Origin of the sequence: Maritimibacter sp., from assembly GCF_016774595.1 — a bacterium.
Taxonomy (GTDB): Bacteria; Pseudomonadota; Alphaproteobacteria; order Rhodobacterales; family Rhodobacteraceae; genus Maritimibacter; species Maritimibacter alkaliphilus.
Window position 1 is genome coordinate 921,860 of the sequence record NZ_JACBWT010000002.1, and the last position, 14,244, is coordinate 936,103.

Consider the following 14,244-nt stretch of genomic DNA (forward strand, 5'->3'; position numbering starts at 1 on the left):
GTCATTCTCCTCAGTCCGCGTAGACGTGCATGTCGACCTCGGACGCGTCCGGGTAGGGCGCGGCCTCGGCATAGGCGACGGCGTCGGTGGCATCCTTTTCGATCTCGGCGTTCATCGCCTCGATCTCTTCCTCGCTCGCGATACCCTGATCGACGAGGTAGCTGCGGAACCGGATGATCGGATCGCGGTTCTCGCGCCAGTCCTTCTCTTCGTCCTTGGAGCGGTAGTATTCGCGGTTGATGTCGCCGACGTGGTGGCCGTGGTAGCGGTAGGTTTCCAGCTCGACGAAGAACGGCCCCTCACCCTTGCGACAGCGCGCGACGAGCTTTTGGGTCAATTCGTTCACCGCGAGCACATCCTGCCCGTCGACCTTGTGCGCCTCGATCCCGAAAGCCTCGGCCCGTGCGGTGATCGAGCCTGCCGCGATCTCGTCCGTCCGGGTATATTCGGAATAGCCGTTGTTCTCGCAGGCGTAGATGACGGGAAGCTTCCAGAGCGCGGCCATGTTCATGACCTCGTACATCAACCCCTGTGCGGTCGCGCCGTCCCCGAAGAAACAGACGGTGACGTCGTCCGACCCCTGAAGTTTCGCCCGCAGGGCCGAGCCGGTGGCGATCCCCATCGATCCGCCGACGATGGCGTTTGCGCCGAGGTTCCCGTGGCTTTGGTCGGCGATGTGCATCGATCCGCCTTTGCCGCGGCAATAGCCCTCTTCCTTGCCGAGGAGTTCGCAGAACATTTCCTTGAATTCCGCACCCTTGGCGACACAGTGGCCGTGTCCCCGGTGGGTCGAGGTGATGCGGTCGTCGTCCGTCAACGCCTCGCAGATACCGACCGCCACGGCCTCTTCCCCCGAATACATATGGGTGAGGCCGGGCATTTTGGCGGAGAGGTAAAGCTGGTTCGCATTGTCCTCGAAGGTACGTATGCGCACCATCTGGCGATACATGCGCAGGTAGTCCTCGGTGTTGGTCTTGGATTTCGCCATGGTGTCCTCCCGAAGGTGGGGTTCACCCACCCTACGATTTGGCCGTAGGGTGGGTGCGAACCCACCGATCAATAACGGTTCGCGATGGGCAGTTCTTCGGCGGGGAAGAGGCTGATGACTTCGACCCCGGTCTCGGTCACCACGACTTCCTCTTCGATCCGTGCGGCAGAGTATCCGTCGGCGGCGGGGCAATAGGTCTCCAGCGCGAACACCATGCCGGTCTGGATCTCCATCGGGTGCTCGAGGCTGACCGCACGGCTGATGATCGGCCGTTCGTGCAGCGCGAGGCCAAGGCCGTGGCCGAACTGCAACCCGAAGGCGGCGTCTTCGTTCGGGAACCCGAATTCCTCGGCCTTGGGCCAGAGCTTCGCCACCTGATCGGTCGTCACCCCCGGCTTGATCGCCTGGATCGAAGCGTCGATCCATTCGCGCGCCTTGACGTAGGCATCGACCTGCGCGGGCGTCGAGCGTCCGATGTTGAACGTCCGGTAATAGCAGGTGCGATAGCCCTGATAGCTTTGCAGGATGTCGAAAAACGCCTGATCGCCGGGGCGGAACAGCCGGTCGGTGAAGTTGTGCGGGTGCGGATTGCAGCGTTCGCCGGAGATCGCGTTGATCGCCTCGACGTCGTCCGACCCCATCTCGTAGAGCATCTTGTTGGACAGCGCGACGATGTCGTTCTCACGCACCCCCGGTTTCAGCTCTTCGTAGATCATGTGGTAGACGCCATCGACCATGCTGGCCGCCTGCGTCAGAAGTTGGATTTCGTCCCAGTTCTTGATCTCGCGCGCCGCGAGCATGATCTGCTGGCCGTCGACGACATGGAGGCCCTCTTCCTGCAACGCATGGAACATGGCTGTTTCGGCGTAATCGACGCCCACCGGCATGTCCGCCATGCCGGCCTCTTTGATGAGGCGCGCGATCTCTTTCGCGTATTTGCGCATGAGCCCGAACTCGGGCGGGATCGTCCCGCGCATCCCGACGACACCGGCAAGGCAGTGGTCGGGCTCCAGCCAGTCGGAGTAGCGCTTGTGGTGCATGGCGGCCGAGCCGAAATCCCACACATACGGGCTGTCATCCCCGGTCAGAAGGCAGAAGCGGCACATCTTGTCCCGCTCCCACTCGCCGATCTTCGTGGCCGAGACGTAGCGGATGTTGTTCACGTCGAAGAGCAGGAGCGTCCCCGCATTCGACGCCTGGAGCGCCTGGCGCGTTCGGGCGAGCCGGTAGCGGCGCAGGCGGTCGTGGTCGATCCGGCGTTCGAAATCCACCGACATGTGCCCCGAGGCGGGGAGGCGGTCGCGCCACTCCCAGTTCGGTTCGAGGTCCTGGGGGGTGAGCATGTTTGGCAGAAGGGCACGTGACATTGGGGTCTCCTCCGGGGTCGCACTGCGACCCTCATCTGTCATTTGTAATTTAAAGTCAGTGCGTTACTGGATGCACCAGCCGCCATCGATGTGGATCATCTGGCCGGTCATGTAGTCGCTGTCGTCGCTCGCGAGGAACGAGGCGGTGCCGGTGATGTCGTCCGGGTAGGACACGCGCTTGATCTGCAGAGCGTCGCGCACGATGTCCTCGTAGGCCTGCCCTTCGCGATCCTTGAATCCGATGTCGACGAGGTCCTTGTCGAGCTGTTCCCAAAGTGGCGTGACCACCACGCCGGGGGCGTAGCCGTTGACGGTGATGTTGTGCTCGGCGAGCCCGATGGCACCGCAATGCGTGAGCGCGAGGCAGCCGTATTTCGAGGTGCAATAGACGGTCACGTCGACCAGCGGCTTGCGGGACGCGATGCTGCCCACGTTGATGAGCTTGTAGGGGTGACCCTCCATCGGACCCTGCGCGATCATCTGGCGCGCGGTCTCCTGCATCCCCAGCCACATCGCCTTGGTGTTCACGTTCATGATCATGTCCCAGTTGTCTTCATCGATATCCATGAAGAACCGGGGCTTGTTCAGGCCCGCGTTGAAGAGACCCACGTTGATCGACCCGAAGGCGTCGACCACGGCGGCGACGGCCGCCGCGTTGTCCTCGCGCTTGGTGACGTCCATCCTGACCGCGATCGCCTTGCCGCCGCCCGCACCGTTGATGCGGTCCGCGACGACCTTGGCCTCGTCGCCGTCCAGGTCGCCGATGCAGACGTTCGCGCCCTGGGCCGCGAAGGCCTCGGCATTGGCCGCGCCCATGCCGCGGGCGGCGCCGGTGATCAGGATGTTTTTCCCCTTCAGGCGATGTGGGTCCATGGTGTCCTCCCTAGGTGACCGGTGTTCGTAAAATGGCCTCGGCCTTGGCCTGCGCGCTGGCGAGCGCGTCCGCCGGGCTGACCAGCCCGCGCAGCATGTCGTGCAGCTCGTTGCCGCAGACGGTGATGATGTCGGAGATCTGGGGCACGGGCGGGCGCGGCCAGAACTGAAGCTCGTCGCGCCAGGACATCTGGTCGACAAGTTCGAAGATCGGTGACAGCCGCCGCACCTCCGGGTCCGCGCCGACCGAGTAGCGGGGCGCCGTGCGGCTGCCTTCCTGTGCGTAGAGCTTCTGCGCGGCGGGTGAGGTGAAGGCGATCAGCGCCTCCACCGCGTCCGGAATCCGCTCCTCGGCGAGATTGGCCGGGATGCAGAGCGCATAGCCGCCAACGGGCGCGATGGGCGCGCCTTCGGGGCCGTGCGGATGCGGCAGGTAGCCGGTGTTGCCATGCGCGGCGCAGGATTTGTCCAGTTCGAAATAGGGCGCGAGCAGGGTGTAGCCATAGGCCATGGCGACCGACCCGGCGGCATAGGGGCGCACGCGCTCGTACCACGACATCGACAGGATATCGGGCGGCGAGAACTGCATGAGCTCCATGAGGTATTCCGCCGCCTCTCGGGCGCGCGGCGAATCGAGCATCGGCCGGAAATCGTCGCGTTCGAGGTGATCGGCGTCATAGCCGCCCGCGATCTCGGGCAGGTCGATGATCGGCTGACCGAAAGCGGCGCAGGTCATCATGAAGGTATGGCCGAGCGCCGTGCCGCGGGCCGCGTTCCATGCCACGCCATAGCGCCCCCGACGGGGATTGTTGAAATGCCGCGCCGCCTCGATGACACGTTCGATGGTGTGCGGTGGTTCCAGCCCGGCCTCGGCGAACCAGTCCTTGCGATAGAACATGAGCTCGGGCGTCGTCTGGCTCGGCACGCCATAGGGCACTTCGTCCCAATGGGTCGCGCGCCAGCCGGCGGTGTGGAAATCGCTGGGCTCCAGCCGCGCCACGTCCATCACGTCGGGCAGGGGCCGGATCACGCCCTTTTTCACGAACTCGCCGAGCCACGGCAGGTCGACCGCGATAAGGTCATAGCGGCTTCTGCTTCGGGTGGCGTTGCGCAACGCCTCTTCGCGCAGCCTGTCGATGGAAAACGCGCGTTGGTGGATGTCGGTGCCGACGATCTGCTCGAACTGGCGCTTCAGGTTCTCCATGACCATGAAGGTCGGGTCACCGTGGACCAGAATCCGCAGGCCGCCCGCGAGCTTGAGCGACTGGGGCAGGGCGCGGGGCGGCGCGATCATCGTCTGCCCCGGCTGGTAGGAGCCGCCGAAATAGTAGTCTCGGGCGCCATCGGTTCGCCGCGCGCCGCCATAGGCATCCTGCGCGATTCGGTCGATCCGGTCCGCGACCTGGCTGAAGACCTCGAACAGGTGCGCGCTGGGATGAAGCGAGACGCTCTTGCCCGACTTGGTGCGCGGGCGCTGTTCGATGAAACCCGCGTCCATCAGCTCGCTCAGTTTCCGGGTGCCGGTGGCATAGGGCACGCCCGAGGCCGAGACCATCGCAGAGGGCGACACGACGCGGCCCTCGAAATGGCTATGGAGCAGGTGCAAAAGCATGTTGAGGTGCGGGTTCGCCGTGCTCGGCTCGATCCCGTTGTCGATCTCGGTCGAAATGCCCTGAAGCAATGTGACGACCCGCAAAACATCCGGACTGTCGACCATCGCCGCGACGGCTTTGGCGCTGACCGGGCCATTCTGTCCAGAATGAACAAGTTTCACGGGGTCGTGATGCATTGGGTCCGTCTTTTGCATGTTGCGGGTCGGTCGACGTTTGTTTGTCATGTCCGTCCTTCCGAAGTTGTCCAAAATGGGAGGGCTGGCGTATCGCCATTTTATCCAAAATGGATACCATGCTTTTCAGATTGAACAAAAAGGGGGCGTCCAACCCGCGACAAAATCGCGCTCGATGGAAAACAGGTTGCAAGGGGCGTCATGTCCCGGGCTGGGAGGACAGCCGCAATCGTGACAACATAAGTTTGGGAGGACCAATCACATGAAGATCTCGACCAAGTTTGCGCTCGTTTGTTCGACCGCGATGCTGGGCACCGCCGCCTTTGGCGAGGCGCACTCGAGCTACACCATCGGTATCACGCAGAACAACGTGGGCGTGGACAGCTACCAGACCACATACGAACAGGCCTTCATCGCGGCGGCCGAGGAAAACGACGCCGTTGAGGTCGTCGTGCTCGACGCCGGTGGCGACGTGGCGCGCCAGATCGCGCAGATGGAAGACCTCATCCAGCAGGAAGTCGACGCGATCATCATCTGGCCGACGAACGGCGAGGCGGTGATCCCGGCGGTGCGCAAGGCGAGCCAGGCGGACATTCCGGTGATCGTCACCAACTCCAACATCGCCGAGCAGGGCTTCGACTTCGTCGCCTCCTTCTCGGGCCCGGACAACATCACGCAAGGCGCCCGGTCGGCGGAAATCATGTGCGACCGGTTCAAGGCGCAGGGCATCGAAGGTGAAGCACAGATCGTGCAGATCTCGGGCCAGCCCGGTTACACCACGGCCATCGAACGGGCCAAGGGCTTCGAAGATCGCCTTCCGGAAGTCTGCCCGGACGTGACGCTGGTGGAAACGCAGCCGGGCGACTGGAACCGCGAAAAGTCGCAACAGGTCATGGAAGCCTTCCTCGTCAAATACGACGACATCGACGGCGTCTATGCCGGTGACGACAACATGGGTGTCGGCGCACTGAACGCCGCCAAGGCCGCCGGCCGTGCGGGCGACATCACCTTCGTCGGCGCCACCAACTTCGCGGTGGGCTACGAAGCGATGGCCGCGGGCGAATACTGGGGCTCGATCTACCAGTCGCCGGTGGACGACGCGGAAGCCGCGCTTCAGACCGCGATCGACGTGCTCGACGGTAAGGACGTGCCGTTCCTGAACTACTTCGATACGCCGAAGATCACGCAGGACAACATGGACGAGTTCACCAAGCCCGTCTTCTGATCTCCTCCCCGGATGCGCGGGGTGCCCCGGCGCCTCGCGCATCCAGTTTTGTTTTTTCCACGTAGTGAATTCGAAAGGGGCGCACATGGCACGTGTCGCTGGACGGTCCTGTATCGTGACGGGCGCAGCCCAGGGAATTGGGAGAGCCATCGGGGAGGCGCTTCTGGACGAAGGGGCCAAGGTTTGTTTCGCCGATATCAATGGGGACAAGGTCGGGGCCGTGGCCGAGGCGAACGCCGAACGGGCCGCGCAGACCGGGGCCCGCGTGACCCACGCCGCGGTCGACGTGACGGACCGGGAACAGGTCCGGGCCATGATCGATCACACGGTGTCGCTGTTCGGACGCCTCGACGTGAAGTTCAACAACGCAGGCGTCAACAAGCCGATGAACTTTCTTGACGTGACCGAGGACAACTGGAATTTCGTCATGGGTGTCAACGGGTTGGGTTGCATGATCGGAATGCAGGAGGCCGCGCGCCAGATGATCGCACAGGGACGGGACGACGACGGCATGGCTGGCAAGATCATCAACACCGCCTCCGTCGCCAGCAGGCAGGGCTTCGACAATGTCGCGCCCTACTGTGCAAGCAAATGGGCGGTGGTGTCGCTGACCCAATCGGGTGCCCGCGACCTTGCCAAGCACGGGATCACGGTGACCGGCTTCGCGCCGGGCGTCGTCGCCACCGAGATGTGGGAGCAGGTCGATCAGGACCTGATGAGCATCGGCGCGGCGGAACGGCCCGGTCAGGCGATGGAGGAGTTTTCCGCCGAGATACTCAAGGGGCGCGTCGCGACGCCCGCGGACGTGACCGGAACGACATCGTTCCTCGCGGCCCGCGACAGCGACTACATGACGGGACAGATCGTAATGATCGACGGTGGCATGACACTGGTGTGACGTGCCGGCCATAGGGAGGACAACATGGCTGAATTGACGAGGAAGGGATTGCAGGGGTTCCTGGCGCGGCAAGGCATTCTTGTCGCCTTCGCGGTCTTCATGATCGCCTTCGCGGTCGCCAATCCGCGTTTCATCGACATCGACAACGTCTTCGGGGTGATCCGTTCGTCGGCCATTCTGGGCGTCATGGCGCTGGGCGTCACCTTCGTGGTGATCGGCGGAAACCTAGACCTGTCCGTGGGGTCGATGATGTCGTTCTCGACCATCGTGGTGCTCGACCTGCATGACAAGATCGGCCCGACGCTCGCCATTCCGTCGATGTTCGCGATGACGCTGGCGCTCGGCGCGTTCATCGGGATTCTCGTGGGCTACCTCAAGCTCAACTCCCTGATCGTCACCCTGGGTATGCTGTCCGCGATCCACGGCCTGACGCTTACCTACTCAGGCGGCAAGAACATGGACATCGCCGACAAGTCGGGGACGTGGTTCAGCGTCTTCGGACAGGGGAGCGTGGCGGGGTTGCCGATGCCGATCCTGATCTTCGCGGGGCTGGCGATCGTGCTCAGTATCATCCTGTCGCGCACGCCGTTCGGGCGAAAGGTCTACGCGGTGGGCGGCAACGGGGTCGCCGCCACGTTCTCGGGCATCCCGCGCGCGCGGGTCGTGTTCATGACCTATCTCATGTCGTCCTTCTGCGTGGCGACGGCCGGGTTGATTCAAGCGAGCCGGTCGCTGGGCAGCCAGAACACCGTGGGGCAGGGCATGGAGCTTGAGGTTCTCGCCGCCGTGATCCTTGGCGGGGCCTCGCTCCTCGGTGGGTCCGGCACGATCTTCAAGACGGTGATCGGCGTGCTCATCCTCGGCTTCATCCAGAACGGTCTGTTGCTGTTGGGCCTCGCCTTCTACGCGCAATACATCGTGACCTGGATCATCATCATCCTCGCGGTCTGGCTCGACATCGCAGCCAAGCGCGGCGGGTTGTGGTCGCGGATCGCGTGAGGAGGGGACGATGAAAAACGAAACCCGAGCGAACCTTATCAAGCAAGGCGCGATCTGGGCCTTCATCCTGGTCGAGCTGGCCTTCTTCTCCATCGCGGGAGAGTTCCTGTCGGTGACCGAGACGGCCTTCATGGATTTCGACAACATGCTCCTGCTGCTCAAGCAGTCGGCGCCGATCGGGATCATCGCGCTGGGCATGACGATCATCATGATTAACGGCAACATCGACCTGAGCGTCGGCGCGACCTTCGCGCTCGCGGCCATCGTGTTGCTCGACAGCATGACATGGCCGTTCATGCAGACGCTGGGCAACTGGGCCATCCCGCTCGCTTGGCTCTTCGCCCTCGCCACCGGGGTCGTCCTTGGCGCGATCAACGGGCTGATCGTGTGGAAGACCGGGGTGGACGCCTTCATCGTCACGCTCGGTTCGATGCTGGGCTACCGTGGCCTCGTCTTCATGTACAACGGCGAGCAGCCGACCAGCCACCTCAACTGGACGCTCGTCGATTTCGCCGAGGCGCAGTTCTTGGGCCTGCACACCGCGACATGGTTCCTGCTCGGCGCGGCGATCCTGCTGTGGCTGCTGATGACGCGGACGGTGCATGGCCGTAACGCCTATGCCATCGGCAACAACCGGGATGCGGCCGTCAACGCGGGCATCCGCGTGGGCCCGCATTTCCTGTGGAATTTCATGCTGATCGGCTTCCTCGCCGCGCTTTCCGCCGTCGTCTTCTACTCCGAAAGCGGCTCGGTGAACCCGAACGACGGGATGCTCTACGAACTCTGGGCGATCACCGCCGTCGTGCTGGGCGGCACCAAGCTGTCCGGTGGCTACGGCTCGATCATCTCGACCCTCGGCGGCGTCATAGCGATCCAGCTTCTGCGCAAGGGTCTGGGCCACATCGGGGCGGATACCGAGACGGTGAACCTCGTCATCGGCCTGATCCTGATCGCGGTGCTGTTTCTGGATCGCCAGCTCAATCGCAAGGGCAAAGAGGAGCTTAGAACATGACCGACCAGACGCCGGCCCTGCGCCTCGAGGGTATCGTCAAGACCTTCCCCGGCGTGCGCGCGCTTGACGGTGTGTCCCTGACGGTCATGCCCGGAGAGGTCCACGCATTGATGGGTGAGAACGGCGCGGGCAAATCCACGCTGATGAAGGTGCTGGGCGGAATCCTCGCGCCGAACGAGGGCCAGATCTTCATCGAAGAGCAGCCCACGGTCATGTCCTCGCCGATGAACGCCAAGGCCAAGGGCGTGGTCTTCATCCATCAGGAACTCAGCCTCGCCGATGAACTGACGGTGGCCGAGAACATTTTCCTTGGCGAACTCCCGAAGAAAAGCTTCGGGCGTGTGGACTGGCAGCGGCTTTATGACGAGACGGACGCGATCCTGAAAACCCTCAACGTGGGGTTCGCGGCCCGCACCCGGGTCGGCGACCTCTCCATCGCGAACCAGCAGATGGTCGAGATCGCGCGCGCCCTGACCGTCGAGCCCCGTGCCGTGATCTTCGACGAACCGACCGCGTCGCTCACCGATGCCGAAAAGGTCGTGCTGTTCGAGGTGATCGCCGACCTTCAATCGCGCGGCGTGGGGGTGATCTACATCTCTCACCGGATGGAGGAGATCTTCAAGATCACCGACCGGATCAGCGTCCTGCGCGACGGCCAGTATCGCGGCACGCTCAATACCGCCGAGACGAATGAGGAGGAGGTGACGCAGCTGATGATCGGGCGAACGCTCGACCTGTCGCGCAACGAAAGCACGCATGAACTGGGCGAGGTGGCGCTGGAAGTGCGCGGGCTGAGTTGCGGGGGCCTGTTCGAGGACGTGAGCTTTTCGGTCCGCCGGGGCGAAGTCGTCGGGTTCTACGGCCTCGTCGGCGCCGGACGCACGGAAATCGCCGAGACGCTTTTCGGCCTGCGTGAACCCTCCGCCGGGACGATCCACCTCGCTGGGGAAGAGGTCAGCATTCATTCGCCTGCGGACGCGATCAAGCGGGGCATCTCGCTGGTGCCGGAGGATCGTAAGGGCCAGGGGCTGATCCTCGGGATGAACTGTCGCGACAACATGACCCTGCCGCAGGTCTCGGACCTGACCGCGGGCCCCTTCGTCAGCGATGGGGCCGAGGTCGCGATCTTCGATCAATACCGCGACAAGCTCGACATCCGCACCCCGGGCTGGCGGCAGCTCGTCGGCAACCTGTCGGGCGGCAACCAGCAGAAGATCGTGATCGGGAAATGGCTTTCCATGAGACCCGAGGTGCTGATCGTGGACGAACCGACGCGGGGCATCGACGTGGGCTCCAAATCCGAGATTCACAACCTGATCCGCGAGCTGGCCGCGCAAGGCTACGCGGTCATCGTCATCAGCTCGGAAATGCCCGAGGTGCTGCACGTCTCCGACCGGATCGTCGCGATGTTCTCAGGCCGCGTGATGCGCGAGTTCACCGCCGAGGAAGTGACCGAGGACAGCCTGATTCAGGCGATTTCGGGCCTGACGGGGAAGTCAGCTTAGGGACGGTGGGCAATTGGTTGCGCTGAGGGTGGCGACGCCGAGAATGTGCCGCCGTTGGGTGCGGGGTTTGATCTTTTTGGTGAATATCCGCACGGCAGGCTGCGTCTGACGCATCGCTGTGCTGGATCGAATATCAGCAAGGTGTCGATGTATCATGGGCCCGGTTCTCGATGTGGTGTCGCTGAAGCTTGACAGAAACTCACGACGCTGTGGGACCCATCCATTTGAACAAGCCAGCATTTGCGGATGCCTTATTGTTCAGCAAAGGCGAATGCTTTGCCACGCGCCCGCGTCTCGCCCCCGTGGGGTGGTGGTGAATTCCCTAAGCTACTTGCGTGGCTTGGCGCTCCGCGTGCTCCACCTCGCCGGACCCCGCCCATGCCGCTCTACCGCCAGTTCCTTCCGTCCAACCCAGCCTATCGCGCCCCATAAGAAGCAACGTTGCTCGGCAACTTCACCAATCAGCTGATCACTTTGGCGACAGCTGCTGCTGCTCGATGGGCGGCGGCTCCATCGCTCCGGTCATGATCGCCACGGCGTCGGACATCGAGTAGTTCTCGGGATCGATCACTGCGTGCCGCTTGCCGAGCCGGTGGATGTGGATGCGGTCCGCCACCTCGAACACATGCGGCATGTTGTGGCTGATGAGCACGATGGGTATCCCGCGCGAGCGCACGTCCTTGATCAGCTCCAGCACCCGCCGGCTTTCCTTGACGCCCAAGGCGGCGGTGGGTTCGTCCATGATGATGAACTTCTTCGCGAAGGCCGCGGCGCGGGCCACGGCGACGCCCTGACGCTGGCCGCCGGAAAGGGTTTCGACCGCCTGATTGATCGACTGCACCGTCATGAGGCCCAACTCTGTCAGCTTCTCACGGGCGATGCGCTGCATTTCCGGCTTGTCGAGCATCTTGAACCAGCTGCCCATGATGCCGGGTTTGCGGATCTCGCGCCCGACGAACATGTTGTCCGCGATGGACAGGGCGGGCGACAGGGCGAGGTTCTGGTAAACGATCTCGATCCCCTTGTCGCGCGCCTCGATGGGCGATGAGAAGTGGACCTTTTCCCCGTCGATGACGATCTCGCCATCATCGGGTTGCACCGCCCCGCAGATCGCCTTGACGATCGACGACTTGCCCGCGCCGTTGTCCCCGATGACCGCCAGAATCTCGCCCGGATACAAGTCGAAATCGGAGTGGTCGATGGCGGTCACGCGCCCGTAGCGTTTGACGATGCCGCGTCCCTTGACGATGGGTTCGATGGTTTGCGTGGTATCGGACATCAGCTCGAAACCTTTCTGATCCATTGGTCGATGGCGACCGCGATGATGATGAGCCAGCCGATGGCGAAGACCTGCCAGAGCACGTCCACCTGTGCGAGACGCAGGCCCGACTGGAACACGCCCACGATCAGCGCGCCGAACAGCGCCCCGAGGATCGAACCCCGGCCACCGAAGAGCGAGATGCCCCCGATCACGACGGCGGTGATGGATTGCAGGTTGCCTTCGTAGAACGAAGTGGGCGAGATTGACCCGACCCGACCGATGGAAGCCCAAGCCCCGATGGCGGCGACAAGTCCGGCCAGCGCATAGACCGAAATCAGAGTGCGGTCGGTGCGTATGCCGGCAAGTTCCGCGGCTTCCTTGTCGTCACCGATGGCATAGACATGGCGGCCCCAGGCGGTCTTGTTCAACAGATACCAGAGCGCCGCGAAAACGATCACCATCAAGATCGACCCGAAGGTGATGCGGGCGGAACCGACCGAAATGGCCTGACCGAAAATCTTGAGAAGCGGCGCGGTGTTGTCGATATCCTCGCCCCGGATCGACTGTGCGCCGGACAACCAGAGCATCAGCGCGTAGAAGATGTTCCACGTCCCCAGCGTCGTGATGAACGGTGGTAGCTTGATCTTGGTGACGAGAAACCCGTTCAGCAGCCCGGCCCCGATCCCGCCGCCGAAACCGATCAGCAGCGCGAGCGGCGCAGGCACGCCAAGCTCGACCGCCAGTTTGCCGGAGATGACCGACATCAGAACCATGATCGCGGCTACGGACAGGTCGATCCCCGCCGTCAGGATGACAAGGCTTTGCGCAGCGGCGAGGATACCGATGATCGAAACCTGCTGAAGGATCAGCGACAGGTTGAAGGGCGAAAAGAACCGCTCGCCCGCGATCAGGCCGAAGATGATGACGCTGGCGACCAGTACGATTACGGGGACCATCGTGGGGTTGCCGTGCAGGAAATGCTGCGCCTTGGCGACGAAGCCCTTTCGCTCGTACACGAAGGACGCGACGTTCGCGTCGCTGCTGTCCAGCGTGTTTTCGAAATCCTGTCGGTTCCGGGTGCTCTTCTGAACATCGGCCATGCGTATCCTCCCTGCGGTCCCGAATGGTAACACGGGGACCGGCGAAACAGGTGGTAATTTCGGGAATGTAGGTCGGGGGGCGATCCAGCCGCCCCCCGTGTCAGTGGGTTAGCCCCAGCAGAGTTCCAGCGCCTCTTCGGACGTGATCGACTCGATGCCGTCCACCGGCTGGTCGGTCACGAGCTGGACGCCCGTGTTGAAGAAATCCAGCCCTTCGCTGTTCTCGGGCTTGGAGCCGTCGGCGGCGAAGGCGGCGATCGCTTCGATACCCTTGGACGCCATGAGCAGCGGGAACTGCATCGAGGTCGCGCCGATCACGCCAGCGGCGACATCGCGCACGCCGGGGCAGCCGCCGTCGACCGAAACAATCAAGGCCTGATCTTCGAGACCTGCGGATTTGAGCGCCTCATAGGCACCGGCAGCGGCGGGTTCGTTGATCGTGTAGACCACGTTCACGCTCGGATCGATCTGCATCAGGTTTTCCATCGCTGTGCGGCCACCGTCGGCGTTGCCGTTGGTCACGTCGTGGCCGATGATCCGGTCGTCATCCTCGTCACCGATGTCGGTCGGGTCCTTGATGTCGATGCCGAAGCCCTGAAGAAAACCGCCGTCGCGCAGGTAGTCGACCGAGACTTCCGACGGGTTCAGGTCGAGCAGCGCGATCCGCGCGTTCGCCGGGTCGTCGATGGTGGCGGCGGCCCACTGGCCGATCAACTCACCGGCCTTGAAGTTGTCGGTGGCGAAGGTGGCGTCGGCCACATCTGCGGGCTCGAACGGGGTGTCGAGCGCGATCACCAGAAGGCCGGCGTCGCGGGCCTGACCGATCACCGGCGCAAGGGCGCGGCTGTCGGACGGGGTGATCAGGATGCCTTTCGCGCCGGAGGCGATGCAGGTTTCGACCGCAGCGACCTGCGTTTCGACGTCGCCGTCGATCTTGCCGGCGAAGGTCTGAAGCTCGATCCCATTCTCCTCGGCGCCTTTCAGAGCGCCTTCTTTCATCTTCACGAAGAACGGGTTGGTGTCCGTCTTGGTGATGAGGCAAGCGCCGACCGGCTCATGCGAAGCGGCCTGCGCGGCGCCCGTGATCAGAGCCAGCGCCGACGCGGCCGACGCGAGTTTCAGGGTGTGCGTGAATGCGGATTTCATGACCATCCTCCCAGAAGTCAAAGTGAATACCAGAGCCGAAAGACCGACCCCACAATTCGCAAAAGGCAGTGATTCTGGGCGATC

The 14,244-nt window shown here is 63.3% G+C and carries 12 protein-coding genes; 5 read left to right on the plus strand and 7 right to left on the minus strand.

Features of this window, described 5'->3' with window-relative positions; genetic code table 11:
• Nucleotides 1-10: 10 nt before the first annotated feature.
• From HOY44_RS15760 to HOY44_RS15775, 4 genes are all read right to left on the minus strand, one after another.
• The gene (locus HOY44_RS15760) at nt 11-988 is read right to left on the minus strand and encodes a thiamine pyrophosphate-dependent dehydrogenase E1 component subunit alpha (protein ID WP_287435933.1); all 978 of its coding nucleotides are present in this window, start codon (nt 986-988) and stop codon (nt 11-13) included.
• A gap of 68 nt (nt 989-1,056) precedes the next feature.
• Nucleotides 1,057-2,355 (minus strand): M24 family metallopeptidase, encoded by a 1,299-nt coding sequence (locus HOY44_RS15765; RefSeq protein ID WP_008330134.1) that lies wholly within the window; start codon nt 2,353-2,355, stop codon nt 1,057-1,059.
• Between the two features lie 63 nt (nt 2,356-2,418).
• A complete protein-coding gene (locus HOY44_RS15770; protein WP_287435936.1) occupies nt 2,419-3,228 on the minus strand; it encodes an SDR family NAD(P)-dependent oxidoreductase in 810 nt (269 codons plus the stop codon).
• 10 nt (nt 3,229-3,238) lie between these two features.
• Nucleotides 3,239-5,065 carry an ABC transporter substrate-binding protein gene (locus HOY44_RS15775; RefSeq protein WP_287435938.1) on the minus strand — a complete coding sequence of 609 codons (1,827 nt, stop codon included), beginning with the start codon at nt 5,063-5,065 and terminating at the stop codon, nt 3,239-3,241.
• Between the two features lie 211 nt (nt 5,066-5,276).
• On the opposite strand from HOY44_RS15775, the gene HOY44_RS15780 reads away from it, so the two are divergent.
• From HOY44_RS15780 to HOY44_RS15800, 5 genes are all read left to right on the plus strand, one after another.
• On the plus strand, nt 5,277-6,239 hold the full coding sequence (locus tag HOY44_RS15780) for a sugar ABC transporter substrate-binding protein (protein WP_008330131.1): 963 nt from the start codon (nt 5,277-5,279) through the stop codon (nt 6,237-6,239).
• 85 nt (nt 6,240-6,324) lie between these two features.
• Nucleotides 6,325-7,137: an SDR family NAD(P)-dependent oxidoreductase gene (locus HOY44_RS15785; protein WP_287435940.1), complete on the plus strand. Its 813-nt coding sequence runs from the start codon at nt 6,325-6,327 to the stop codon at nt 7,135-7,137.
• A gap of 24 nt (nt 7,138-7,161) precedes the next feature.
• A complete protein-coding gene (locus tag HOY44_RS15790) occupies nt 7,162-8,136 on the plus strand; it encodes an ABC transporter permease (protein WP_040884557.1) in 975 nt (324 codons plus the stop codon).
• 10 nt (nt 8,137-8,146) lie between these two features.
• Complete coding sequence (locus tag HOY44_RS15795; protein WP_138423402.1) at nt 8,147-9,148, plus strand: ABC transporter permease; 1,002 nt, start codon at nt 8,147-8,149, stop codon at nt 9,146-9,148.
• Nucleotides 9,145-10,653 carry a sugar ABC transporter ATP-binding protein gene (locus tag HOY44_RS15800; RefSeq protein ID WP_287435944.1) on the plus strand — a complete coding sequence of 503 codons (1,509 nt, stop codon included), beginning with the start codon at nt 9,145-9,147 and terminating at the stop codon, nt 10,651-10,653. The genes HOY44_RS15795 and HOY44_RS15800 overlap by 4 nt, the downstream gene beginning before the upstream one ends.
• Nucleotides 10,654-11,122: 469 nt before the next feature.
• Here HOY44_RS15800 and HOY44_RS15805 read toward each other — a convergent pair whose 3' ends face one another.
• From HOY44_RS15805 to HOY44_RS15815, 3 genes are all read right to left on the minus strand, one after another.
• Nucleotides 11,123-11,956: an ATP-binding cassette domain-containing protein gene (locus HOY44_RS15805; protein ID WP_008330125.1), complete on the minus strand. Its 834-nt coding sequence runs from the start codon at nt 11,954-11,956 to the stop codon at nt 11,123-11,125.
• Nucleotides 11,932-13,014 (minus strand): ABC transporter permease, encoded by a 1,083-nt coding sequence (locus HOY44_RS15810; RefSeq protein ID WP_287435945.1) that lies wholly within the window; start codon nt 13,012-13,014, stop codon nt 11,932-11,934. Before HOY44_RS15810 ends, HOY44_RS15805 begins: the two co-directional genes overlap by 25 nt.
• A 108-nt stretch (nt 13,015-13,122) precedes the next feature.
• Entirely contained in the window at nt 13,123-14,160 is a 1,038-nt protein-coding gene (locus tag HOY44_RS15815; RefSeq protein WP_148912476.1) for a sugar ABC transporter substrate-binding protein, read from the minus strand.
• Nucleotides 14,161-14,244: the final 84 nt, after the last annotated feature.

What these genes read in the sequence shown, in the direction of transcription:
- HOY44_RS15760 (WP_287435933.1), bottom strand. Translation starts at nt 988, where the DNA reads ATGGCGAAATCCAAGACCAACACCGAGGACTACCTGCGCATGTATCGC.
- HOY44_RS15765 (WP_008330134.1), bottom strand. Translation starts at nt 2,355, where the DNA reads ATGTCACGTGCCCTTCTGCCAAACATGCTCACCCCCCAGGACCTCGAA.
- HOY44_RS15770 (WP_287435936.1), bottom strand. Translation starts at nt 3,228, where the DNA reads ATGGACCCACATCGCCTGAAGGGGAAAAACATCCTGATCACCGGCGCC.
- HOY44_RS15775 (WP_287435938.1), bottom strand. Translation starts at nt 5,065, where the DNA reads ATGACAAACAAACGTCGACCGACCCGCAACATGCAAAAGACGGACCCA.
- HOY44_RS15780 (WP_008330131.1), top strand. Translation starts at nt 5,277, where the DNA reads ATGAAGATCTCGACCAAGTTTGCGCTCGTTTGTTCGACCGCGATGCTG.
- HOY44_RS15785 (WP_287435940.1), top strand. Translation starts at nt 6,325, where the DNA reads ATGGCACGTGTCGCTGGACGGTCCTGTATCGTGACGGGCGCAGCCCAG.
- HOY44_RS15790 (WP_040884557.1), top strand. Translation starts at nt 7,162, where the DNA reads ATGGCTGAATTGACGAGGAAGGGATTGCAGGGGTTCCTGGCGCGGCAA.
- HOY44_RS15795 (WP_138423402.1), top strand. Translation starts at nt 8,147, where the DNA reads ATGAAAAACGAAACCCGAGCGAACCTTATCAAGCAAGGCGCGATCTGG.
- HOY44_RS15800 (WP_287435944.1), top strand. Translation starts at nt 9,145, where the DNA reads ATGACCGACCAGACGCCGGCCCTGCGCCTCGAGGGTATCGTCAAGACC.
- HOY44_RS15805 (WP_008330125.1), bottom strand. Translation starts at nt 11,956, where the DNA reads ATGGATCAGAAAGGTTTCGAGCTGATGTCCGATACCACGCAAACCATC.
- HOY44_RS15810 (WP_287435945.1), bottom strand. Translation starts at nt 13,014, where the DNA reads ATGGCCGATGTTCAGAAGAGCACCCGGAACCGACAGGATTTCGAAAAC.
- HOY44_RS15815 (WP_148912476.1), bottom strand. Translation starts at nt 14,160, where the DNA reads ATGAAATCCGCATTCACGCACACCCTGAAACTCGCGTCGGCCGCGTCG.